Source organism: Pseudomonas sp. GW821-FHT09C10, assembly GCF_059418085.1.
The window spans coordinates 569,678-592,933 of record NZ_JBWKPE010000002.1 but is presented as its reverse complement, the minus strand read 5'-3'; the positions used below and the strand labels follow the sequence as shown (position 1 = coordinate 592,933).

General features: G+C 62.3%; 22 protein-coding genes. 6 read left to right on the top strand and 16 right to left on the bottom strand.

Annotated features, from left to right (window positions below):
* The first annotated feature begins 57 nt into the window (after positions 1–57).
* Positions 58–576, top strand: a complete 519-nt coding sequence (locus AC07OT_RS06525; protein WP_027606880.1) for an acyloxyacyl hydrolase — start codon at positions 58–60, stop codon at positions 574–576.
* A 136-nt stretch (positions 577–712) separates the two neighbouring features.
* On the opposite strand, the gene AC07OT_RS06520 is transcribed toward AC07OT_RS06525, so the two are convergent.
* The 12 genes from AC07OT_RS06520 to AC07OT_RS06465 all read right to left on the bottom strand — a co-directional run bounded on the left by AC07OT_RS06520 (position 713) and on the right by AC07OT_RS06465 (position 10,710).
* Positions 713–1,018 carry a YkgJ family cysteine cluster protein gene (locus AC07OT_RS06520; RefSeq protein ID WP_495107719.1) on the bottom strand — a complete coding sequence of 102 codons (306 nt, stop codon included), beginning with the start codon at positions 1,016–1,018 and terminating at the stop codon, positions 713–715.
* 54 nt (positions 1,019–1,072) lie between these two features.
* The gene (locus AC07OT_RS06515; protein WP_495107718.1) at positions 1,073–1,552 is read right to left on the bottom strand and encodes a DUF2878 domain-containing protein; all 480 of its coding nucleotides are present in this window, start codon (positions 1,550–1,552) and stop codon (positions 1,073–1,075) included.
* A complete protein-coding gene (locus tag AC07OT_RS06510; protein ID WP_495107717.1) occupies positions 1,545–2,816 on the bottom strand; it encodes a class I SAM-dependent methyltransferase in 1,272 nt (423 codons plus the stop codon). The genes AC07OT_RS06515 and AC07OT_RS06510 overlap by 8 nt, the downstream gene beginning before the upstream one ends.
* Positions 2,803–3,612, bottom strand: a complete 810-nt coding sequence (locus tag AC07OT_RS06505) for a DUF1365 domain-containing protein (RefSeq protein WP_495107716.1) — start codon at positions 3,610–3,612, stop codon at positions 2,803–2,805. Before AC07OT_RS06505 ends, AC07OT_RS06510 begins: the two co-directional genes overlap by 14 nt.
* A complete protein-coding gene (locus tag AC07OT_RS06500) occupies positions 3,609–4,856 on the bottom strand; it encodes an NAD(P)/FAD-dependent oxidoreductase (RefSeq protein WP_495107715.1) in 1,248 nt (415 codons plus the stop codon). Before AC07OT_RS06500 ends, AC07OT_RS06505 begins: the two co-directional genes overlap by 4 nt.
* Complete coding sequence (locus tag AC07OT_RS06495; RefSeq protein ID WP_092358844.1) at positions 4,853–5,635, bottom strand: SDR family NAD(P)-dependent oxidoreductase; 783 nt, start codon at positions 5,633–5,635, stop codon at positions 4,853–4,855. Before AC07OT_RS06495 ends, AC07OT_RS06500 begins: the two co-directional genes overlap by 4 nt.
* Positions 5,632–6,054, bottom strand: a complete 423-nt coding sequence (locus tag AC07OT_RS06490; protein ID WP_495107714.1) for a nuclear transport factor 2 family protein — start codon at positions 6,052–6,054, stop codon at positions 5,632–5,634. The genes AC07OT_RS06495 and AC07OT_RS06490 overlap by 4 nt, the downstream gene beginning before the upstream one ends.
* Complete coding sequence (gene phrB / locus AC07OT_RS06485) at positions 6,047–7,489, bottom strand: deoxyribodipyrimidine photo-lyase (RefSeq protein ID WP_495107713.1); 1,443 nt, start codon at positions 7,487–7,489, stop codon at positions 6,047–6,049. The genes AC07OT_RS06490 and phrB overlap by 8 nt, the downstream gene beginning before the upstream one ends.
* A complete protein-coding gene (locus AC07OT_RS06480; RefSeq protein ID WP_065938461.1) occupies positions 7,490–8,419 on the bottom strand; it encodes a MerR family transcriptional regulator in 930 nt (309 codons plus the stop codon).
* Positions 8,420–8,434: 15 nt separating this feature from the next.
* Positions 8,435–9,400: a YbgA family protein gene (locus tag AC07OT_RS06475; RefSeq protein WP_495107712.1), complete on the bottom strand. Its 966-nt coding sequence runs from the start codon at positions 9,398–9,400 to the stop codon at positions 8,435–8,437.
* A gap of 111 nt (positions 9,401–9,511) precedes the next feature.
* Positions 9,512–9,727, bottom strand: coding sequence for a TIGR02450 family Trp-rich protein (locus tag AC07OT_RS06470; RefSeq protein WP_027606869.1), 216 nt, complete (start codon positions 9,725–9,727; stop codon positions 9,512–9,514).
* On the bottom strand, positions 9,724–10,710 hold the full coding sequence (locus AC07OT_RS06465) for an NAD(P)/FAD-dependent oxidoreductase (protein ID WP_115486585.1): 987 nt from the start codon (positions 10,708–10,710) through the stop codon (positions 9,724–9,726). Before AC07OT_RS06465 ends, AC07OT_RS06470 begins: the two co-directional genes overlap by 4 nt.
* Before the next feature lie 212 nt (positions 10,711–10,922).
* On the opposite strand from AC07OT_RS06465, the gene AC07OT_RS06460 reads away from it, so the two are divergent.
* Together AC07OT_RS06460 and hemH are read left to right on the top strand one after the other, a co-directional pair.
* On the top strand, positions 10,923–11,822 hold the full coding sequence (locus AC07OT_RS06460) for a TIGR01777 family oxidoreductase (protein ID WP_495107711.1): 900 nt from the start codon (positions 10,923–10,925) through the stop codon (positions 11,820–11,822).
* A 15-nt stretch (positions 11,823–11,837) separates the two neighbouring features.
* Complete coding sequence (hemH, locus tag AC07OT_RS06455; protein ID WP_495107710.1) at positions 11,838–12,863, top strand: ferrochelatase; 1,026 nt, start codon at positions 11,838–11,840, stop codon at positions 12,861–12,863.
* Between the two features lie 50 nt (positions 12,864–12,913).
* Here the strand turns inward: hemH and AC07OT_RS06450 are convergent, their stop codons facing one another.
* Complete coding sequence (locus AC07OT_RS06450) at positions 12,914–15,010, bottom strand: TonB-dependent siderophore receptor (RefSeq protein ID WP_495107709.1); 2,097 nt, start codon at positions 15,008–15,010, stop codon at positions 12,914–12,916.
* Between the two features lie 112 nt (positions 15,011–15,122).
* The gene (gene algW, locus AC07OT_RS06445) at positions 15,123–16,277 is read right to left on the bottom strand and encodes a Do family serine endopeptidase AlgW (protein WP_027606864.1); all 1,155 of its coding nucleotides are present in this window, start codon (positions 16,275–16,277) and stop codon (positions 15,123–15,125) included.
* Between the two features lie 102 nt (positions 16,278–16,379).
* Here algW and AC07OT_RS06440 point away from each other — a divergent pair, with 102 nt between their 5' ends.
* From AC07OT_RS06440 to cysN, 3 genes are all read left to right on the top strand, one after another.
* A complete protein-coding gene (locus AC07OT_RS06440) occupies positions 16,380–17,138 on the top strand; it encodes a Nif3-like dinuclear metal center hexameric protein (protein ID WP_495107708.1) in 759 nt (252 codons plus the stop codon).
* Positions 17,139–17,274: 136 nt separating this feature from the next.
* Positions 17,275–18,192 carry a sulfate adenylyltransferase subunit CysD gene (cysD, locus tag AC07OT_RS06435; protein WP_017137614.1) on the top strand — a complete coding sequence of 306 codons (918 nt, stop codon included), beginning with the start codon at positions 17,275–17,277 and terminating at the stop codon, positions 18,190–18,192.
* Positions 18,193–18,201: 9 nt separating this feature from the next.
* Positions 18,202–20,100 carry a sulfate adenylyltransferase subunit CysN gene (gene cysN / locus AC07OT_RS06430; protein WP_027606862.1) on the top strand — a complete coding sequence of 633 codons (1,899 nt, stop codon included), beginning with the start codon at positions 18,202–18,204 and terminating at the stop codon, positions 20,098–20,100.
* A gap of 111 nt (positions 20,101–20,211) precedes the next feature.
* Here cysN and yihG read toward each other — a convergent pair whose 3' ends face one another.
* Entirely contained in the window at positions 20,212–21,111 is a 900-nt protein-coding gene (yihG, locus tag AC07OT_RS06425; protein ID WP_495107707.1) for a 1-acylglycerol-3-phosphate O-acyltransferase, YihG family, read from the bottom strand.
* The gene (gene pta / locus AC07OT_RS06420; protein WP_027606860.1) at positions 21,112–23,211 is read right to left on the bottom strand and encodes a phosphate acetyltransferase; all 2,100 of its coding nucleotides are present in this window, start codon (positions 23,209–23,211) and stop codon (positions 21,112–21,114) included.
* Positions 23,212–23,256: the final 45 nt, after the last annotated feature.

Genomic DNA, 23,256 nt, shown 5'->3' with positions numbered 1-23,256 from the left:
ATAGCGAGATGGCCTGTAAAAATTCATACAAACTTTGTTTTCAAAGGACTGTTTCTTATGAAGCGCTTGTTCTGTTTGGCCGCGATTGCGGCCGTAGTGGTGGGACACTCTGTTTCGGCCCAGGCTGCAGGCCTGGAGTTTGGGGTGGGCAGCACCAGCGATTCGACGTTGACCTATCGACTGGGCCTGACCTCGGATTGGGATAAAAGCTGGATGCAGAGTGACGTCGGTCGCCTGACCGGCTATTGGAGCGGCGCCTATACCTATTGGGAAGGTGATGATCGTGCAGGCGCCAGCAGCCTGTCGTTCTCGCCGGTATTTGTGTATGAGTTTGCCGGCCAGTCGGTCAAGCCCTACATCGAAGCCGGGATTGGCGTGGCGGTGTTCTCGCGTACCAAGCTGGAAGACAACAACATCGGCCAGGCTTTCCAGTTCGAAGACCGCCTGGGCTTTGGCCTGCGCTTCACCGGTGGGCATGAAGTCGGCATTCGCGCCACGCACTACTCCAATGCCGGGATCAGCAGCAATAACGATGGTGTAGAAAGCTACTCGCTGCACTACACCATGCCGCTGTAATACCCAGGAACGCTGCAAAACAGTGTGGGAGGGGGGTTGCCCCCGATGGCGATGGATCAGTTGGCAAATTCCGCGACTGACACTCCGCTATCGGGGGCAAGCCCCCTCCCACATTAAGGTCCTCACTGGCCTGAGATCAGCGGTAGGCCGTGGCGATGCCTTCGCGTTCGGTCAGGCACTCCGGTGCGCCCATCTCGAACTCCCGGCAGATCAGCGGCCGACGTTCGTAAATCGTGCACATCATCGTGTCCCGATCCAGCGCCGCGCACCAGCCGTCGTCCAAGCGCAGCATCACTTCACCGCCCCAATCGTCAGTGTCGATATAGCGCTCCGGCACGCCGGTGTCGGTGATCAGCATCACTTCCAGCTGGCAGCAGCAGGCCGCGCAGGTCGAGCAGGTGACGGCGGGTTCGGTGATCTGGGTGTGGGGGATGTTGTTCATAGGCGCGCAGTGTAAGGCAAGCGGATGCTGTGCGTGTGAATGCTCTGACAGACGTCAGCGCGCCAGCCGATGCAGTCCGACGAACACCACCGCCCAAAGCAGCGCCAGCCCCGCCATGGTGGGTAGCAGTGGGTAGCCAAAATGCACGCCCGCCAACTGGCTGCCGGCGTAATACGACAGCGGGCCCCCGAGCGCACCCAATGCTGCCGCACGCCACCAGGGCCGTGCACTCCAGGCCAGGCAATGGCGCAGGGTGGTGGCCAGTACCGCCCACAGCAGGATCAGCCAGAACGGAATCAGCGGTCCGGGCTCGCTGAAGTGAAACACCCCCAGGCTGCGCAGCAACGTATCCAGTACCGTGCCCAGCAGCGTCACGCGGATAATCAGCGCGCCGTCGGTGGCCCACGAACTTATCCACAGCAGGTGGATTGCCAGCACCGCCAGCCCCACCAGCAACCAAGGGCTATCGCCACCGAGTACGCAGGCAAACCACCCGCACTGGAACAGCACGGCATTGGCCAGTGGTTTAAGCACTGAAGCGCCCGAGCAACGGAGGGTTGATGGCCGACGGTTTGGCCAATAGCAATTGCGCGGTGCCAATGGTGCGCTCCATAAAGCCGCCCTCGCAGTAGCACAGGTAGAACTCCCACAACCGCAGGAAATATTCGTCGTAGCCCAACTCCGTCAGACGGCCGTGGGCGTGGCGAAAGTTCTCGTGCCACAGGCGCAGGGTTCGCGCGTAGTGCAGGCCGAAGTCCTCCATGTGCAGCAGGTTCATATCGGTGTCGCGGCTGACGATGTGCAGCATGTTCTGCACACTGGGCAGGGCACCGCCGGGGAAGATATAGCGCTGGATAAAGTCGACGCTGTTTTTCGCCTGCTCGAAGCGTTGCTCGCGGATGGTGATGGCTTGCAGCAACATCAGGCCATCACGCTTGAGCAGGTGCGCGCACTGCTTGAAGTAGGTCGGCAGGAAGCGATGGCCCACCGCTTCGATCATCTCGATGGACACCAGCTTGTCGTACTCGCCGGTCAGGTCGCGGTAGTCCTGCAGCAACAACGTGACCTGGTCTTGCAAGCCCAGGGCCGCGATGCGTTTTTCGGTGTAGGCGAACTGCTCTTTGGACAAGGTCGTGGTGGTGACCTTGCAGCCGTACTGCTGTGCCGCATACAGCGCCATGCTGCCCCAGCCGGTGCCGATTTCCAGCAGATGATCGGTGGGTTTGAGCGCGAGCTTCTGGCAGATGCGTTGCAGTTTGTTCAGTTGCGCCTGTTCCAGGCTGTCGTCGGGCGTCAGGAACTGCGCGGCCGAATACATCATGGTCGGGTCGAGGAATTCTGCGAACAACTCATTACCGAGGTCGTAGTGGGCGGCGATGTTTTTCTGCGAGCCATTGCGCGTGTTGCGGTTGAGCCAGTGCAGGCCTTGGGTGAACGGCCGTGCCAATCTGGCCAGGCCACCCTCCATCGCGTCGAGCACATCCAGGTTACTCACCATCACCCGCACCACCGCCGTCAGGTCCGGGCTGGTCCAATAGCCGTGGATAAAGGCCTCGCCCGCACCGATGGAACCGTTGGCCGCCACCAGCCCCCAGACCGCCGAGTCGACAATCTGGATTTCCCCCAGCAGGTGCGCTTCCCGTGCGCCGAATACCTGGCGCTCGCCGTCCTCGATCACCACCAACTGGCCATGGCGCAGTTGGCTGAGTTGGCGCAGCACGCCCTTGCGCAGCAGCGCACTGGTCATGCCGTTGATGTTCAGGCGGTGGGTCTTGACCGATAAGCTAGGGGATTTCATGGCGGCGATCCTTGGTGTACCCGACTGCTGTGCGAGAGGCGCCGTCGGCGGCCTGATGGGAAAAAATCGGTGTGCGCTTGAGCAACAGGCGCAGGGCCTGCCAATAAATGGCCAGGCAGGTCTTGGCGGTCATCCACGGATAGCGCCACAGGTAACGGTGCAGGCTGGCGCGGTTCAGCGTTTCTTTGTGCAGGCTCAAGGTGGCGTCGAAGACTTTCACCTCGCCCTGCCAATCGGCCATGTGCACGCCGAGCTTGGTGGCGGGCGGGCTGAAGCTCATGCGGTATTCCAGGTCGCGCGGCAAAAACGGCGACACGTGAAACGCCTTGGCCACGGCAAAGTGCTGGTGTTCGTCCGCACCGAGGGCCTGGGCCGGCAGCACGTAGTGATAGCGCTCGCGCCATGGGGTGTTGGTCACTTCGCACAGGATCGCGGCCAGTTGCCCATCGGCCTCGAAGCAGTAGAAGAAACTCACCGGGTTAAAAGCCAGGCCCCAACTGCGGGCCTGGGTCAGCAGGCAGATAACGCCCAGGGGGGTATGCCCCAGGGCCTTGCCGACTTCCTGGCGCACGGCATCGGTCAAACTCATGCCGTGGCGCGTGAATTCACGCAGGTAGTCCTGCTGGCGAAAACCGAAGGGCGCCAGGCGGCTTGCGCCGGCCAGGGGCGAGAGCCCGAGCACCTCGTCTTGTTCGCTGAGGTCCAGGTACAGCAGGCCGATGCGGTAGCGAAAGGCGTGGGCCTTGGGGGCAAACCGCCGATGGGCGATCCAGCCGCTGTACAGGGCGCTGTTCACAGGCTTTCCCCAAAGGCTTCGGCCACGCGCAAGGCGCTGACGACGCCGTCCTCATGGAAGCCGTTGGCCCAATAGGCGCCGCAGTACCAGGTATGGCGGGTGCCGTTCAGTTCTTCCCAGCGTGCTTGTGCGGCCACGGCGGCCAGGCTGTATTGCGGGTGGGCGTAGGTATAGCGCGCGAGGATCTTCAGCGGGTTGATCATCGAGGTCTGGTTGAGGCTGACGCAAAAGGTGGTGGCGCTGTCGATGCCTTGCAGGATGTTCATGTCATAGGTGACAGCGGCCTGGGTCTGCGTGTCGCCGCTCAGCCGGTAGTTCCAGCTGGCCCAGGCCAGTTCGCGCTCGGGCAGCAGCCGCGTGTCGGTGTGCAGCACCACGTCATTGTCGGCGTAGGGCAGGGCACCGAGGATCTCCCGCTCGGCCTGGCTCGGGTCGCCGAGCAGGGCCAGTGCCTGGTCGCTGTGGCAGGCGAACACCACCTTGTCGAAGGCTTCGGTGCCGGCGGCGCTGTAAATGATTACGCCCTCTGCGTCACGCTCGACCAGATGCACCGGGCAATCGAGGCGGATCTGCTCGCGAAAGCTGCGGGTCAGCGGTTCGATATAACGGCTGGAGCCACCCTCGATCACGCACCACTGCGGCCGGTTGTTCACCGAGAGCAAACCGTGGTTCTTGAAGAAACGCACAAAGAACTGCAACGGGAAATCCAGCATGTCCGCCAGGGACATCGACCAGATCGCCGCGCCCATCGGTACGATGTAATGCCGGATAAACCGTGGCCCGTAGCCCCCGGCTTCGAGGTAGTCACCCAAGGTCATCCCGGCGCTGATGCGCTGCTCTTGCAGGTCCAGCGGGGCCTGGCGATTGAAGCGCAGGATGTCACGCAGCATGCCCCAGAAGCCTGGCGAGAGGATATTGCGGCGCTGGGCAAACAGGCTGTTGAGGTTGTTGCCGTTGTACTCGAAGCCGCTGCCCTGGTCGCACACCGAAAAGCTCATCTCGGTGGGTTTGAAGGTCACGCCGATCTGCCCCAGCAAGCGGATGAAGTTGGGGTAGGTCCAGTCGTTGAACACGATGAAGCCGGTGTCCACCGCATAGGGTTTGCCCTCGACGGTGACGTTGACCGTGTGGGTATGCCCGCCGATACGGTCGCCGGCCTCGAACAGGGTGATGTCGTGACGGCGGCTGAGCAGGTAGGCGCTGGTCAGCCCGGCGATGCCGCTGCCGATAATGGCGATCTTCACAGGTCGTCCTTTTTCGGTGGCGGGCTGCGCAACATGCGTTTGCCGATGATCAATTGCGCGCGGTTCGGCAGTTTCGATAGCGGCCACAGCGTGGCGATAAACAGCGCCGGGAAGGCGATCTCCAGCGGGCGTTTTTCCAGCTTGGCGAAGATATGCCGCGCGGCCTTGTCGGCGGGCCAGCTCAGGGGCATCGGGAAGTCATTGCGCTCGGTGAGTGGGGTGTCGACGAAGCCCGGGCTGATCACCGTGACATCAATGTTTTCGGTCGACAGGCTGATGCGCAGGGATTCGAACAGGTAGCGCAGCCCGGCCTTGGACGCGCCATACGCTTCGGCCCGTGGCATCGGCAGGTAGGTCACGGCGCTGGCGACGCCCACCAGGTGTGGCGTGCGCCCGGCGCGCAACAACGGCAGCGCCGCTTCAATGCAGTAACTGCTCGCCAGCAGGTTGGTGCGCACCACGTGTTCGATAATCGAGGCATCGAATTGCCTGGCGTCGACATATTCACAGGTGCCGGCGTTGAGGATGACGGTGTCGACCGAACCCCAGGCCGCGCCGATGTGCTCACCGATCTCGCGCACGGTCTGGCTGTTGGTCAGGTCGCCGGCCACCACCAGCACCTGGCCGGGGTAACGTTGGGCGAGCGCTTCCAGCGGGCCTTTGGTGCGTGAACTGAGGGCCACGTGGGCGCCGCTGTTGAGCAGCTCCACGGCCAGCGCGGCACCGATGCCACTGCTGGCACCGGTCAGCCAATAACGACGGGGCGGCAGTGCGTTCATCCCACTCTCCTTTTCAACCAACTGACGACCCCACCCAACACGGGAAGGTGTTCGTACAACAGGGCGCCGGCGTCGAAGTAATCGCGGTGGCGGTACACCTTGTCACGCCACATCAGGTGCGAGCAGCCTTCCACGTAGATGACCTTGCCCTTGCCCAGGCGCGGGTGGCAGAAACTCATGTTCCAGCGCAGGTAACCTTCGCCTTCGGCCACCTGGTCGAAACCATGGAAGTCGAAGCGCAGCTGGCTGACGTTGCTGTACAACTCGGCGAAATACGTGTGCAGCGCGGTCAGGCCATGGACTTCATGCAGCGGGTCGGTGAACGCGATGTCCTGGCTGTAGAGGCTGTCGAGCAGCTGCAGATTGTGCTTGTCCAGCGAGGCAAAGGCCTGGGCGAAGCGGGGCAGGAAGTCACTCATGTTCAGCGACCTCCTGGCGTGAAGGCAGGTTGCGAAAGGCCGCCAGGGCGCGTTCGCGGGATTTTTTCAGGTCGACAATCGAGCGCGGGTAATCCGCCACGCCAAACAGGCCGCCGAGCGCTTGCGGGTTGTGCACTTCCTTCTTGTTCAGCGTGGCCAGCTCCGGCAGCCAGCGCTTGATAAACACGCCATCGCCGTCGAATTTTTCCGACTGGCTCAGCGGGCTGAAAATCCGGAAATACGGCGCCGAATCGGTGCCGGTGGATGAACTCCATTGCCAGCCGCCGTTGTTCGCTGCGAGGTCGCCGTCGATCAGGTGGCGCATGAAGAAGCGCTCGCCTTCGCGCCAGTCGATCAACAGGTTCTTGGTCAGGAACATCGCCACTACCATGCGCAGGCGGTTATGCATCCAGCCGGTTTCCAGCAACTGGCGCATGGCGGCATCGATGATCGGCAGGCCGGTGCGCGCCTGTTGCCAGGCGGCGAGGTCATCGGGCGCATCGCGCCAGGCCAGGGCTTCGGTCTCGGGGCGGAAAGCGCGGTGACGGGAGACTCGTGGGTAGCCGACCAGAATGTGCTTGTAGAACTCACGCCATAGCAGCTCGTTGATCCAGGTGATGGCGCCGATGTCGCCGCTTTCGAACTCGCCCTGGTTGGTCTGCAGGGCGGCGTGCAGGCATTGGCGTGGCGAAACCACACCGGCGGCCAGGTAGGCAGAAAGCTGGCTGGTGCCGGGCTTGGCCGGAAAATCCCGTTCGTCTTTGTAGTAGCTGATCTGCTGGTCGGCAAAGGCGTCGAGGCGGCGGCGGGCTTCGTCTTCGCCGGCGGGCCAGAGCGCGCGCAAGGTGTCGCTGGGCGGTTCGAAGCCGTCGACCTGTTCGGGAATCGGATCGCTCTTGAGCGTGAGTGGGGCTTGGGCGTTGGGCGTTGCTACCCGTCGCGGCAGGGCGCTGTGCAGGCGCGCGTAGCAGACCTTGCGGAACTGGCTGAACACCTGGAAGTAGGTGCCGGTCTTGGTCAGCACGCTGCCCGGTTGGAAAAGCAGTTGGTCCAGGTAACTATGGAACGTCACGCCGCCGGCTTCCAGCGTCTCAGCGACAGCTGCATCGCGACGGCTTTCATGGATGCCGTATTCCTCGTTGACGTGCACCGACTCCACGGACAGTTCCCGGCACAGTTGGCCAAGTACGGCGGGGGCCTGGTCCCAGGTAGCTGCATGGCGGATCAGCAAGGGAATGTTCAGGGCGCCCAGGGCCTGGCTCAAGTGCTGCAGGTTGCGCAGCCAGAAATCCACTTTGCAGGGTGCATCGTCATGGGCCAGCCATTGCTCGGGCGTGACCAGGTACACGGCCGCCACCGGGCCTCGCTGGCAGGCCGCGGCCAGGGCGGTATTGTCGTGAAGGCGCAAGTCGGTGCGCAGCCAGATCAAGTGCATTTAGATAAGTCCACGCTGGATCAGGAGCTGATGGGCCGACAACGGGTCTTCGGCCACGAACAATTGCGCAATGTCTTGGGTTAATACGGCCAGCTCGGCCTGGTGGATGCAGACCGTGGGGCCGACGAGCAGTTTTGCGCAATTGACGCCAGCCAGCAGCTTGCTCAGTGCCGGCAATTGCAGGGCCTTGCTCGAATACAGGAGCACGGCACGCGGTTGCAGGTGTTCCGCCGCCAGGGCCAGCTCGCCGGTGGGCAACGGCCAGTCGAAGACTTCCACCGGGCAATCGGCGCTGCTGGCCAGCCAGGCGCTGAGCCACAGGTGCGGCTCCAGCGGCAGGTCGGAGTGGTTGACCAGCAGCAGCGGCGCGCCGTGCAACTGCCGGTTGTTGTGGTAGATGCGTGCACCGAACTTGCTGCGCAGCCAGGACAGGAAAAACACCCGCTCCATCTGCGCGCCAAACTGGCCTTGCCAGCGCTGTTCCAGCTCCTGCAGCAACGGCAGCAGCAATTGCTCGCACAGGGTGCGCGGCGGGTACAGCGCCATGGCCTGGTTAAACACATCGTCCACCCGGCGTTCGGCCAGTTCGCTGACGGCCTGCACCAGGTTCTGGCGCAAGGCGTGCCATTCGTTCTCGACGGCATCGGGAAGGGCCTGGGCGGAATCGATCAGGCCTTTGACCTGGCTGACCGGCACGCCGCGATTGAGCCAGGTGAGGATGGTGTGGATGCGTTGTACATGGTCGGCATTGAACAGCCGATGGCCCTTGGGGGTGCGCTGGGGCACGATCAGGCCATAACGGCGCTCCCAGGCGCGCAGGGTCACGGCGTTGACGCCGGTCTGGCGCGCCACTTCACGAATCGGCAGCCAGCCGTCTTCGAGGGCTTGGGCGATGTCTGCGCCGGGTTCGTCTTGCAAGATAGCGGTCATGACGCTTTTCATGGTTTAGATCGCATTCCGCAGGCTGAGATTTTCCGGGTGCGGCTGCAAGTAGGCCTGCTGCGCGATGTAGCGGTCCGGGTGTTGGCGAAAGTGATGCTTGAGCAGGGTCAACGGCACCACCAGCGGCACGATGCCCTGGTGATACTGGCTGATGACCGTCTGCATTTCCTGTTTGTCATCCGCGCTGATGGCCTGCTTGAGGTAGCCGCTGATGTGTTGCAGCACGTTCGTGTGGGTGCCGCGGGTGGCGCACTTTTTCAGGCCGGTCATCAGGTCGCTGAAATAGCAGGCGGCCACCTCGTCGAGGTTGACGTCCCTGGCCATGCTGCCGAGGCGGTGGCCCAGGCTCTTGTAATGCGTCAGGCTGTGGGCCATCAGCAAATACTTGTAGCGCGCGTGAAACGCCAGCAGGCGGTGGCGGGTCAGGCCCTCGGCCAGCAGTTGCTGCCAACTGGCGTAGACGAAGACGCGGGTCAGGAAGTTTTCCCGCAGTACCGGGTCATTCAGGCGGCCATCTTCTTCCACAGGCAGGTTCGGGTGACGCGCGCAGAACGCCTGGGCGTAGATGCCACGCCCGCCGCCCTCCACCGGCGCTCCGTTTTCACGGTAGACCTTGACGCGTTCCAGGCCGCAGGACGGCGACTTCTGCATGAAGATGTAGCCGCACAGGTCGGTGTGTTCGGCGGCCATTTTGCGGCCGTATGCGTCCAGCGGCGCGGTGACATTCAGCTCGTGGTGTACGGTGCCGACGGCCTGGGGCTGTTCGGCATCGCCCACCAGGCGAATGGTTTCACGGGGGATACCGAGGCCGATCGCCACTTCCGGGCACAGCGGCACAAAGTCGAAGTACTCGGCGAGGACCTCGCTGCATAGCTGGGACTGCTTGTGACCGCCATTGAAACGCACGTTCTCGCCCAGCAGGCAGGCGCTGATGCCAATCTTCGGCTTGATGGACGGTGTGCTGGGCATGGCCAAACCTCTGCAAGATTCCTGTACAAGATCTGAAATCTGTACAACTAAATCTCATCATAGGTTTGATGCTCTACAAGTCAAATATTTTGTACAAGTATTTGCGCGGGGCTATTTCCAGCCGATTTGCCAAGCCTCGGCATTTTGCAGGGTTTGCCAGGCCAGGCGCTGGGCGCGCAGGGTCATCACGGCTTGCAACTCGATTTCCAGCACTGTGCCGTCTTCGTCACGAAACAGTTCGGTCACCAGAAAGTGTTTTTCCTTGTTGCGGGGCCGGGCTGCCGTCCACTTCGACAGCAGCAATTTGGCCGGGTTGATGCGGTTCATTGCAGGTGCTCGATCAACCGTCGCGCGGCTTCCTGGCCACTGAGCCACGCCCCTTCCACGCGGCCCGAGAGGCACCAGTCGCCACACACGTACAGGCCCAGGTCGGCGTCGGCCAGTACCCCGAACTCATGGGCGCCGGACGGCCGTGCGTAGAGCCAGCGGTGGGCCAGGCTGAAGGACGGTGCGGGCATGGCGCTGTGCAGCAATTCGGCGAAGGCGCCGTGCAGGTGTTCGATCACCGCGTCCTTGGACAGGTCCAGGTGGGCCTTGCTCCAGGTGCTGGTGGCGTGCAGCACCCAGGTGTCAAGGGTCGTGTCGCGCCCGGGCTTGCTGCGGTTGCGCGCCAGCCAGTCCAGCGGGCTGTCTTGCACGAAGCAGCCTTCCATGGGGGTATCCAGGGGCTTGTCGAAGGCCAGGGCAATGGCCCAGGTCGGGTCCATCTTCACGCCGGCGGCGGCACTCGCCAATTTGGGCGCTGCCGCCAGCAGGGCAGTGGCCTGGGGCGCAGGCGTGGCGATGATCACATGGCTGAACGGGCCGTGGTTTTCGCCGTCGGCATCCAACAGGTTCCAGTGTTGCTTGCCTTGGAACACCTCGGTGATCCGGCAACCGAATTCCACCGGCAGGTCGTCAAGCAGGGCGCGGGTGATGGCGCTCATGCGTGGCGTGCCGACCCAGCGGATCTGTTCATCGGGGGAGGGCGTGAGTTGGCCGGACTTGAAGTTGTACAGCTGGGGCTTCCATTGCTCGGCCCAGCCGTTGCTTTGCCAGCGCTGCACTTCGTTGACGAAGCGTCGGTCGCGGGCGGTGAAGTATTGGGCGCCCATGTCCAGTGCGCCGGCGTCGCTGCGCTTGCTGGACATGCGGCCGCCGCTGCCGCGGCTTTTATCGAAGAGTTGTACAACGTGCCCGGCGTCTTGTAACGCTCGGGCGGCGGAGAGACCGGCGATGCCGGTGCCGATGATCGCGATGGGGACAGTCATGGGAGGCCTCGTTTTACCGTTGGGTACAGGCTACGCCGACACCAATAGCTGTACAATATTATTTTTTGGTATAAGTTTTGGCGTACCTGATCGCTTGGCGTGACCTATGGTTAAGCATGAGGCTTAAACAAAAGTCACGCTCGATTACAAATTGATCCCTGCTTATAAAATAGACTAGTGATCGGCGGCGAACGTTACATGAGGAGCGTCCCATGCATATTTTGCTGACCGGCGGTACCGGCCTGATCGGTCGCCAACTCTGCCAACACTGGATTGCCCAAGGTCATCGCCTGACGGTGTGGAGCCGCCATCCTGAAGACGTCGCCCGGTTATGCGGTGCAACGGTGCTCGGGGTGGCTCGCTTGGAGGAGGTGATTGGCGCGGTGGACGCGGTGGTCAACCTGGCAGGCGCGCCGATAGCTGACCGTCCCTGGACCCACAAACGCAAGGCGCTGCTCTGGAGCAGCCGCATCGGCTTGACCGAAACCCTGCTGGCCTGGCTCGAAAGCCAGGCGCAGAAACCGGCGGTGCTGGTTTCCGGTTCGGCGGTGGGCTGGTACGGCGACGGTGGCGAGCGCGAACTGACCGAGGCGAGTGGGCCGGTACAGGACGATTTCCCCAGCCAACTGTGCATCGCCTGGGAAGAAACCGCCCAACGTGCCGAAGCGATGGGCATCCGCGTGGTGCTGGTGCGTACCGGCCTGGTACTGGCGGCCGAGGGCGGCTTTTTGTCGCGCCTGTTGCTGCCGTTCAAACTCGGGCTGGGCGGGCCTATCGGCAACGGGCGGCAGTGGATGCCGTGGGTGCATATCAAGGATCAAATCGCCCTGATTGATTTTCTTCTGCACAAGGATGATGCCAGCGGTCCTTATAATGCCTGCGCGCCGCACCCGGTGCGTAATCGCGAGTTCGCCAAGACATTAGGCCAGGCGCTGCACCGCCCGGCGTTCATGCCGATGCCGGCCTTTGCGTTGAAGGTGGGTTTGGGCGAGTTGTCCGGCTTGTTGCTGGGCGGCCAGAAAGCATTGCCCGAACGCCTGCTGGCGGCCGGTTTCACTTTTCAGTTCACTGAGTTGCGTGCGGCCTTGGACGACGTTTCCAGCCGCCGCTAAGAGATAGGATGTTGCATGACGGATCACGCGTTGTTACTGGTCAACCTGGGTTCACCGGCGTCCACTTCGGTGGCCGATGTGCGCAGCTACCTCAATCAGTTCCTGATGGACCCTTATGTCATCGATCTGCCGTGGCCGGTGCGGCGCTTGCTGGTGTCGCTGATCCTGATCAAGCGCCCCGAGCAATCGGCCCACGCCTACGCCTCGATCTGGTGGGACGAGGGCTCGCCGCTGGTGGTGCTCAGTCGTCGCCTGCAGCAACAGATGACCGCGCAGTGGGCCCAGGGGCCAGTGGAGTTGGCGATGCGTTATGGCGAGCCTTCCCTGGAAACGACCCTCAAGCGGTTGGCCGCCCAAGGTATTCAAAAGGTCACCTTGGCGCCCTTGTACCCGCAATTTGCCGACAGCACCGTGACCACGGTGATTGAAGAAGCCAAGCGGGTAGTGCGTGACAAAAAGCTCAACGTACAGTTCTCGATCCTGCAGCCATTCTACGATCAGGCGGAATACCTCGACGCGTTGGCAGCCAGCGCCCGACCTTATACAGATGCGCATTACGACCACTTGCTGCTGAGCTTCCACGGCTTGCCCGAGCGCCATCTGAAAAAGCTCGACCCGACCGGCCAGCATTGCTTCAAGGATGCGGACTGCTGCAGGAACGCCTCGCCTGAGGTGCTCGCGACCTGCTACCGCGCGCAATGCTTCAGCGTTGCCCGCGACTTCGCCGCGCGCCTGGGCTTGCCCGACGACAAATGGTCAGTGGCGTTCCAATCGCGCCTGGGCCGTGCGAAGTGGATCGAACCCTACACCGAGGCACGCCTGGAGGCGCTGGCCCGTCAAGGGGTGAAAAAGCTGCTGGTGATGTGCCCCGCGTTTGTTGCCGACTGCATCGAGACCCTGGAAGAGATCGGTGATCGTGGTCGGGAGCAATTCCGCGAGGCGGGCGGTGAGGAGTTGGTGCTGGTGCCGTGTTTGAATGACGATCCGCAGTGGGCAGCAGCGCTCAATACCTTGTGTGAAAGAGCCCCGCTTTCGCTGTAATCACGCCATCCAAATGTGAGGGGCTTACCCCTCTCACGTTTTTGATTGTGTTACAGGTTGAGGGTCAGGCTGACGGTGAGATTGCGCGGCTCGCCGGGATTGACCCAGTAATTGCTATAGGACCGCTCGTAGTACTTTTCATCGAACAAGTTGTTGAGATTCAGGCCTACGGTGACGTTCTGCGTGGCCTTGTAATGGGCCAGCAAATCGACGGTGTGGTAGGCGGGCAATTCAAAGCGGCTGCCCGCTTCACCCGAGCGATCCCCTACATAGGTGAACGCCGCGCCCAAGTCTGAACCGCGCAGCGCGCCGTCCTGGAATTCATACACCCCCAACAGGCTGCCACTGTGCTTGGCTACGCCGAGGATGCGGCTGCCCGCAGGAATGGCTTTATCACCCTTGGTCACTTCGGCGTCGATGTAGGCAAAGGCGCCGATCACGCGTACCGCATCGGTCAGTTGTCCTGTCAGTTGCAGGTCGAAGCCCTGGCTGCGTGCCTTGCCCATGGCGCGGTTGGTATTGGTGACCGGGTCCAGGGCCAGCACGTTTTCCTTTTCGATATGGAAGGCGGCGAGGGTGGCGCTGAGGCGGTCGTCGAACAGCTCGCTCTTGATCCCCACCTCATAGCCCACGCCTTCTTCCGGCTTGAAGCTGTTACCGCTGGCGTCCAGGCCGCTGTTGGGCTTGAACGAGGTGGAAGCGTTGGCGAATACGCCGACCTCTGGCGTCAGTTGATACAGCAGACCGGCGCGCTGGGTAAGTGCGTCGTGGGTTTGCCGACTCTTGGCGTGGTTGCGGGTGAAGTCGTCGGTGCTTTGTTCGAAATGCTCGAAGCGAGCGCCGGCCATGCCGCGCAAGCGGTCGGTGAAGATGATCTGGTCTTGCAGGTTCAGCGCCTGGCTTTTGGTCTGTTCGAAGAAGTCGGTGCCGGAGCGTGCGCCATTGGGTTTGGGCTGGCCGTAGACCGGGTTGTAGAGGTCGATGGCGTAGGGGCTGCCGGCTATGGCGGTGACGCGCTCCTTCTTGCGGTAGTCCTCGTATTCGGTGCCGACCAGCAATTCATGCTGCCAACTGCCAAGGTCGAACAGGCCGCGCAGTTCCAGCTGGGTGATGCTGTCGTGCCACCCCGTGGAGCGTTCGCGGTAACGGCGGTTGAGGGTATGGCCGTCGGTGTTCAGTGCGCGGTTTTCCGAGGCGTCGCCCCACAGGCTGCCTTGTTTGTAATGGCTGGCCAGGCGCAGTTTCCAGGCGTCGTTGAGATGATGCTCGAGGGTCGCCTGGATGCGGTTGTTGTGGTTGTCGATATCGCCGTCGTTGGGCTCACCGAGGAAGGTGGAGCGCGATACGCCTGGGGCATCGACGATGCCCCGGTCGAAGGTGGAGCTGTGGCGTACGAATTCGCTTTCCACCAGCAGGTGGGTGTCCGGGTCCAGCTGCCAGCTGAATGAGGGCGCGACGAAGACGCGCTTGCTCTCGACGTGATCGCGGAAGCTGTTGTTGTCCTCCACCGCCAGGTTGACCCGCGACAGCAGGTCGCCCTCGCTGTCCAGCGGCGTATTGATATCGACGGCAGTGCGATAACGGTCCCAGCTGCCCGCGCTGGTTTGCACGGTGGTGAAGGCTTCGGGCTGGGGCTTTTTGGTGACGATATTCACGGTGCCGCCGGGATCTCCGCGGCCATACAGGCTGGCGGCCGGGCCCTTGAGCACTTCGATGCGCTCGATATTGGCCGCGTCCGGCGTGCTCGGGTAGCCGCGGTTGGCGCTGAAACCATCCTGGTAGAACTCCGACGTGGTGAAGCCGCGCACGCTGTATTCGTAGAGGGTGAGGCCGCCAAAGTTGTTCTGCTTGGACACCCCGCCGGCAAACTCCAGGGCGCGTTCCACGTTGGTGCTGCCCAGGTCTGTGAGTACCGAGGCGGGAATCACGCTGATGGACTGTGGGATGTCGCGCAGAGCGGTGTCGGTTTTAGTCGCGCTGGCAGAGCGGGTGGCACGGTAGCCTTTGACCGGGCCGGTAGCGGATTCATAGGCGTCGGTGCTGACGCTGATGGTCTCCAGCTCAACGGTGTTGTCTTCGGCAAAGGCGGGATCCAGCAGCAAACCCAAGGCCAGGCCAGCCAAGGGGGCAAACGTTCGAGACGGCATGATAGAGCGTTCCAATAGCGATATTGAAACAATATAACATGTCTAATGAGAATGGATTTGCTTTGAAATATGAGCTTACAGGTACCCGCGAACGGGTACCTGGCGAGGTGATTTACTCCTCTTCCTTGACCGGTGCAGGCGGTGGACGCAGGCCGATTTCCGCCAGCAGCTTGATCTCTTTACCGTTGCGCATCACCTGGATCGCCACCTTGTCGGTCGGCTTGATCCGCGCGACCTGGTTCATCGACTTGCGCCCATCACCGGCCGGTTCGCCGTTGATGCTGAGGATCACATCCCCCAGCTGCAGGCCGGCTTTCTGCGCCGGGCCATCGCGGAAAATCCCGGCAACCACGATGCCTGGGCGCCCGGTCAGGCCGAACGACTCGGCCAGCTCCTTGGTCAACGGCTGTACTTCAATCCCCAGCCAGCCGCGAATCACCTGGCCGTGCTCGATGATCGACTTCATCACTTCCATCGCCAGCTTTACCGGGATCGCAAAGCCGATGCCCTGGGAGCCGCCGGACTTGGAGAAAATCGCCGTGTTGATGCCGGTCAGGTTGCCATTGGCATCCACCAGTGCGCCGCCGGAGTTGCCCGGGTTGATCGCCGCGTCGGTCTGGATAAAGTCCTCGTAGCTGTTCAGCCCCAGCTGGTTTCGCCCGGTGGCGCTGATGATGCCCATGGTCACCGTCTGGCCCACTCCGAACGGGTTGCCGATGGCCAGTGCGACATCGCCTACCCGCAGCCCATCGGAACGGCCGAGGGTGATGGACGGCAGGCTTTTCAGATCGATCTTCAGGACCGCGAGGTCGGTTTCCGGGTCGCTGCCCACCACGCGGGCCAGGGTTTCGCGGCCGTCACGCAGGGCCACCACAATCTGGTCGGCGCCGGTGGTCACGTGGTTATTGGTGAGGATGTAGCCTTCGGGGCTCATGATCACCCCCGAACCCAAGCTGGACTCCATGCGGCGTTGCTTGGGCCCGTTGTCACCGAAATAACGGCGGAACTGCGGGTCTTCAAACAACGGATGGGCCGGCTTGTTGATGACCTTGGTGGTGTATAGGTTGACCACCGCAGGAGCGGCGATGACCACCGCGTCCGCGTAAGTCACCGGGCCTTGCACCACCGAGCTGGTCTGGGGCGCCTGTTGCAGGTTGACATCAAGGCTGGGCAAGCCCACCCACTGGGGATAACGCTGAATAATCAGCATCGCGATCAGCACGCCAGCCAGCAATGGCCATCCAAAAAAACGCAGTGCCTTGAGCATCAAGTAAGTCCTGACAGGTTGCAGGGGGCGGGAGAGCGCCCATAATGTCGCGCATTATACGAGGCTGCGAGCGCCTCGGAACGGGATATTTAGGAGTCTTTTATGGCCGTCCCCCTTACCACCCTCGTCGAGGAAGCGGACCGCTACCTCGGCAGCGCAAAAATTGCCGATTACTGCCCCAATGGCCTGCAGGTCGAGGGGCGGCCGCAAGTGATGCGCATCGTCAGCGGCGTGACCGCCAGCCAGGCCCTGCTGGACGCGGCCGTCGAAGCCCAGGCCGATTTGATCCTGGTGCACCACGGTTATTTCTGGAAAGGCGAAAGCCCCTGTATCACCGGCATGAAGCAACGCCGCCTGAAAACCCTGCTCAAGCACGACATCAGCCTGCTGGCCTACCACCTGCCGCTGGACCTGCACCCCGACGTTGGCAATAACGTGCAACTCGCCCGCCAGCTGGACATCACCGTCGAAGGCCCACTGGACCCGAGCAACCCCAGGATCGTCGGCCTGGTCGGCTCGCTCGCCGAACCGCTGTCGCCCCGCGACTTCGCCCGGCGTGTGCAGGACGTGATGGGCCGCGAGCCGCTGCTGATCGAAGGCAGCCAGATGATCCGCCGCGTCGGCTGGTGCACCGGCGGTGGCCAGGGTTACATCGACAACGCCATCGCCGCGGGCGTCGACTTGTTCCTGAGCGGTGAAGCCTCCGAGCAAACCTTCCACAGTGCCCGGGAAAACGACATCAGCTTTATCGCCGCCGGGCACCACGCCACAGAGCGTTACGGCGTACAGGCGCTGGGCGATTACCTGGCGCGGCGCTTCGCCCTGGAGCATCTGTTCATCGATTGCCCCAACCCGATTTGACGGCCAAACCTGGGGGCATATTGATATACCGTTTCGATCTAGCTGGCGCCCTGAATAGAAGAAGGTGCTGTGCTAGCATGCCCCGCTCGAACACGGCCCGCTGGCCGTCCATAAGATCGTTTTTCCGTGAGTAACCATGGTCGACAAACTGACGCATCTGAAACAGCTGGAGGCGGAAAGCATCCACATCATCCGCGAGGTCGCCGCCGAGTTCGATAACCCGGTGATGCTCTACTCGATCGGTAAAGACTCCGCCGTGATGCTGCACCTGGCGCGCAAGGCCTTCTTCCCGGGCAAGCTGCCGTTCCCGGTGATGCACGTCGACACCCGCTGGAAATTCCAGGAGATGTACAAGTTCCGCGACAAAATGGTCGAGGAACTGGGCCTGGACCTGATCACCCATGTCAACCCGGATGGCGTGGCGCAGGGCATCAACCCGTTCACCCACGGCAGCGCCAAGCACACCGACATCATGAAGACCGAAGGCCTCAAGCAGGCCTTGGACAAGCATGGTTTCGACGCGGCCTTCGGCGGTGCCCGTCGCGATGAAGAGAAATCCCGTGCCAAAGAGCGCGTGTACTCGTTCCGCGACAGCAAGCACCGCTGGGACCCGAAGAACCAGCGCCCGGAGCTGTGGAACGTCTACAACGGCAACGTCAACAAGGGTGAGTCGATCCGTGTGTTCCCGCTGTCCAACTGGACCGAGCTGGATATCTGGCAGTACATCTACCTGGAAGGCATCCCGATCGTGCCGCTGTACTTCGCCGCCGAACGCGATGTCATCGAGAAGAACGGCACGTTGATCATGATCGACGACGACCGCATCCTCGAGCACTTGTCCGACGAAGACAAAGCCCGAATCGTCAAAAAGAAAGTACGTTTCCGTACCCTTGGCTGCTACCCGTTGACGGGCGCGGTGGAGTCCGAAGCCGAGACGCTGACGGACATCATTCAGGAAATGCTCCTGACGCGAACTTCCGAGCGCCAGGGCCGTGTCATCGACCACGATGGTGCAGGCTCGATGGAAGATAAAAAACGTCAAGGCTATTTCTAAGGGGCTGTCATGTCGCATCAATCTGATTTGATCAGCGAGGACATCCTCGCCTACCTGGGCCAGCACGAGCGCAAGGAAATGTTGCGCTTCCTGACCTGTGGCAACGTCGACGACGGCAAGAGCACCCTGATCGGGCGCCTGCTGCACGACTCCAAGATGATCTACGAAGATCACCTGGAAGCCATCACCCGTGACTCGAAAAAGTCCGGCACCACCGGTGACGACATCGACCTGGCGTTGCTGGTCGACGGCCTGCAGGCCGAGCGTGAGCAGGGCATCACCATCGATGTCGCCTACCGCTACTTCTCTACCGCCAAGCGCAAATTCATCATCGCCGACACCCCCGGCCATGAGCAGTACACCCGCAACATGGCCACCGGTGCCTCCACCTGTGACCTGGCGATCATCCTGATCGACGCGCGCTACGGCGTGCAGACCCAGACCCGTCGCCACAGCTATATCGCTTCGCTGCTGGGCATCAAGCACATCGTGATCGCCGTCAACAAGATGGACATCAATGGCTTTGACCAAGGCGTGTTCGAGTCGATCAAGGCCGATTACCTGAAGTTCGCCGAAGGCATCGCCTTCAAGCCGAGCACCATGGCATTCGTGCCGATGTCGGCGCTCAAGGGCGACAACGTGGTGAACAAGAGCGAGCACTCGCCCTGGTACACCGGCCAGTCGCTGATGGAGATCCTCGAGACCGTCGAGATCGCCAACGATCGCAACTACACCGACCTGCGTTTCCCGGTGCAGTACGTCAACCGTCCGAACCTGAACTTCCGTGGGTTCGCCGGCACCCTGGCCAGCGGCATCGTGCACAAGGGCGACGAAGTCGTGGTGCTGCCGTCGGGTAAGAGCAGCCGCGTCAAATCCATCGTCACCTTCGAAGGTGAGCTGGAGCACGCCGGCCCAGGCCAGGCCGTGACCCTGACCATGGAAGACGAGATCGACATCTCCCGTGGCGACCTGCTGGTGCATGCCGACAACGTGCCGCAAGTGACTGACGCCTTCGACGCCATGCTGGTGTGGATGGCCGAAGAACCGATGCTGCCGGGCAAGAAATACGACATCAAGCGCGCCACCAGCTACGTGCCGGGTTCCATCACCAGCATTGTGCACCGTGTGGACGTGAACACCCTGGCCGAAGGCCCGGCGAGTTCGCTGCAACTGAACGAGATCGGCCGGGTCAAGGTCAGCCTCGACGCCGCCATCGCGTTGGATGGCTATGACAGCAACCGCACCACCGGTGCGTTTATCGTCATCGACCGCTTGACCAACGGCACCGTGGGCGCCGGCATGATCATCGCGCCGCCGGTCACCCACGGCAGTGCGGCGCATCACGGCAAGTTGGCCCATGTCGCCACCGAGGAGCGCGCCCAGCGTTTCGGCCAGCAACCGGCTACCGTGTTGTTCAGCGGCCTGTCAGGCGCGGGCAAGAGCACCCTGGCCTATGCGGTCGAGCGCAAGCTGTTCGACATGGGCCGTGCGGTGTTCGTGCTGGATGGCCAGAACCTGCGTCACGACCTGAACAAGGGCTTGCCCCAGGACCGTGCCGGGCGTACCGAAAACTGGCGCCGTGCCGCTCACGTGGCGCGTCAGTTCAACGAAGCCGGCCTGCTGACCCTGGCGGCATTCGTTGCCCCGGATGCCGAAGGCCGTGAACAGGCCAAGGCGCTGATTGGCAGCGACCGCCTGCTGACCGTGTACGTGCAGGCCTCCCCGCAGGTGTGCGCCGAGCGTGATCCGCAGGGCTTGTACGCGGCGGGTGGGGATAACATCCCTGGCGAATCCTTCCCGTACGACGTGCCGTTGAATGCCGACCTGGTAATCGACACCCAGGCCCTGTCGCTGGAAGACAGCGTCAAGCAAGTGCTAGAACTGTTGCGTCAGCGCGGCGCGATCTAAGCCTCGCGCAGTCAAATGTGGGAGGGGGCTTGCCCCCGATAGCGGTGGATCAGTGACAGATGTACTGACTGACACACTGCTATCGAGGGCAAGCCCCCTCCCACATTTTGATCATCGTTTGTCTGGGAAGTCTTTATGCAGCGTGTCCAGTAACGCATCCTTCTCTTCCCACAGCTGGTTGATCCACCCCTGGAACGCCAACCGATACTCCCCATCCTGCTCATAATTCCTGCCGATAAACTCGGCCGGAATCTGCACCTCTTCAAACTGCACCACCACGTCCTGCACGTTCCCGCACAGCAGGTCCCAATACCCAGGACGTCCGCCAGGGTAGTGAATGGTCACGTTGACCAGTGATTTGAGCTGTTCCCCCATGGCATCCAGCACAAACGCGATACCACCCGCCTTGGGCTTGAGCAGGTAACGAAACGGCGACTTCTGCTGCGCATGCTTGCCCGGCGTAAAGCGTGTGCCTTCAGCAAAGTTGAAAATACCCACCGGGTTGTCGCGAAACTTCGCACAGGTCTTGCGAGTGGTTTCCAGGTCCTTGCCTTTCTTCTCCGGGTGTTTCTCCAGGTAGGCCTTGGTGTAGCGCTTCATGAAGGGAAAACCCAGTGCCCACCACGCCAGGCCAATCACCGGCACCCAGATCAACTCCTGCTTGAGGAAGAACTTCAGCGGGCGAATCCGACGATTGAGCACGTATTGCAGGACCATGATGTCGACCCAGCTCTGGTGGTTGCTGGTCACCAGATACGAGTGCTGGTAGTCCAGGCCTTCAAGACCTTTAAGGTGCCAACGGGTATGGCGCACCAGATTCATCCAGCCCTTGTTGTTGGTGACCCAGGCTTCGTGGGTGTGGTTCATCAGCCATTCGCTGAAGAGCTTGGCGAAGGGCAGAGCCTTGAACAGCGCCACGATAAACAGGAACGAACACAGCAGGATCGTATTCAGCGCCAACAGCAGCGAAGCGATCACCCCGCGTACGGCGGCAGGTAGAAAATCCAGCATTTAGATATCCATAGGTCGGTTGGCGGCTTGGATCGCAGTCAGCGCGATGGTGTACACGATGTCGTCGACCTGGGCACCGCGTGGCAGGTCGTTGACCGGTTTGCGCAGGCCTTGGAGCATCGGCCCCAGGCTGACGCAATCGGCACTGCGTTGCACGGCCTTGTGCGTGGTGTTGCCGGTGTTCAGGTCCGGGAACACGAACACGGTGGCTTTGCCGGCGACCAGGCTGTCGGGGGCCAGTTGGCGGGCGACGGTTTCGTTGGCGGCGGCGTCGTATTGCAGCGGGCCGTCGATCAGCAGTGAGCTTTGCTGTTCATGGGCGAGCAGGGTGGCTTCGCGGACTTTCTCCACTTCCTCACCGCTGGCCGAGTCGCCGCTGGAGTAGCTGATCATCGCCACACGCGGGGTGATACCGAAGGCAGCGGCCGAGTCGGCGCTTTGCAAGGCGATTTCCGCCAGCTCGGCGGCACTGGGGTGCGGGTTCATCACGCAGTCGCCGTAGACCAGTACCTGCTCGGGGAACAGCATGAAGAACACCGACGACACCAGGGTGCAGCCCGGTGCGGTCTTGATCAACTGCAGGGCCGGGCGAATGGTGTTGGCGGTGGAGTGGATAACCCCGGAAACCAGGCCGTCCACTTCATCCAGTGCGAGCATCATGGTGGCGATCACCACGGTGTCTTCCAGTTGCTGCTCGGCCATCGGCGCATTCAGGCTCTTGCTCTTGCGCAGGGCAACCATGGGCTCGACGTAGCGCTGGCGAATCAGGTCCGGGTCGAGAATCTCCAGGCCTTCGGGCAATTCGATGCCTTGGGCGCGCGCGACGGCTTCCACGTCAGCCGGCTTGGCCAGCAGCACGCAGCGCGCGATGCCCCGGGCCTGGCAGATGGCGGCGGCTTGCACGGTCAGCGGTTCGCTGCCCTCGGGCAGCACGATGCGTTTGTTGGCCGCCTGGGCGCGCTGGATCAACTGGTAGCGGAACACCGCCGGCGACAGGCGCATCTCCCGTGGTGTGCCGCAACGCTGGTGCAGCCAGCGCGCATCGAGGTGGCTGGCGACGAAATCGGTGATGATCTCCGCGCGTTCGCGGTCATCGATGGGGATTTCCTTGTTGAGGTTGTTGAGCAGGTTGGCGGTCTCGTAGGAACCGGTACTCACCGACAGCACCGGCAACCCGGCCTGGAACGCGCCGCGGCACAGCTCCATGATGCGCGGGTCGGGCAGGGTGTCGCTGGTCAGCAGCAGGCCGGCCAGGGGCACGCCGTTGATCGCGGCCAGGCTGACGGCGAGGATGATGTCGTCGCGGTCGCCGGGGGTCACCACCAGCACGCCGGGCTTGAGCAGCTCCACGGTGTTACGCATGGTGCGGGCGCAGATGATGATCTTGGTCATGCGCCGGGTTTCGTAGTCGCCGGCGTTGAGAATCTGCGCGCCCATCAGGTCGGCCACGTCGCGAGTGCGCGGCGCGTTGAGTTCCGGCTGGTAAGGAATGCAGCCGAGCAGGCGGAAATCACCGCTGCGCAGCAAGGGCGAATGCTCCTTGAGGCGCGCCGAGAAGGCTTCCATGCTTTCGTCGGTGCGCACCTTGTTCAGGATCACGCCGAGCACTTTCGGGTCTTTCGGGCCGCCGAACAGCTGGGCCTGCAGTTCCACGCGGCCGGAGAGTTCGGTGAGCACCTCGTTTTCCGGGGCCGAGACCAGGATCACTTCCGCATCCAGGCTCTTGGCCAGGTGCAGGTTGACCCGGGCCGCATAGCTGGCGCTGCGGGTCGGCACCATGCCTTCGACGATCAGCACGTCCTTGCCCACGGCGGCCTGCTGATAAAGGGTGATGATTTCTTCGAGCAGCTCGTCGAGCTGGCCGTCGCCGAGCATTCGTTCCACGTGAGCCAGGCCTAGCGGCTGTGGCGGCTTGAGGCCGTGGGTGCGAGCCACCAGCTCGGTGGAGCGTTCGGGGCCGGTATCGCCGGGATGTGGCTGGGCAATTGGCTTGAAAAAACCGACTTTCAGGCCGGCTCGCTCAAGGGTGCGCACCAGCCCAAGGCTGATGGAGGTCAGACCCACACCAAAATCGGTGGGCGCGATAAAAAAAGTCTGCATGCGAATTCTCTGGAGGTGCATGGCTTCGGTGGCGCCCTATGGTTG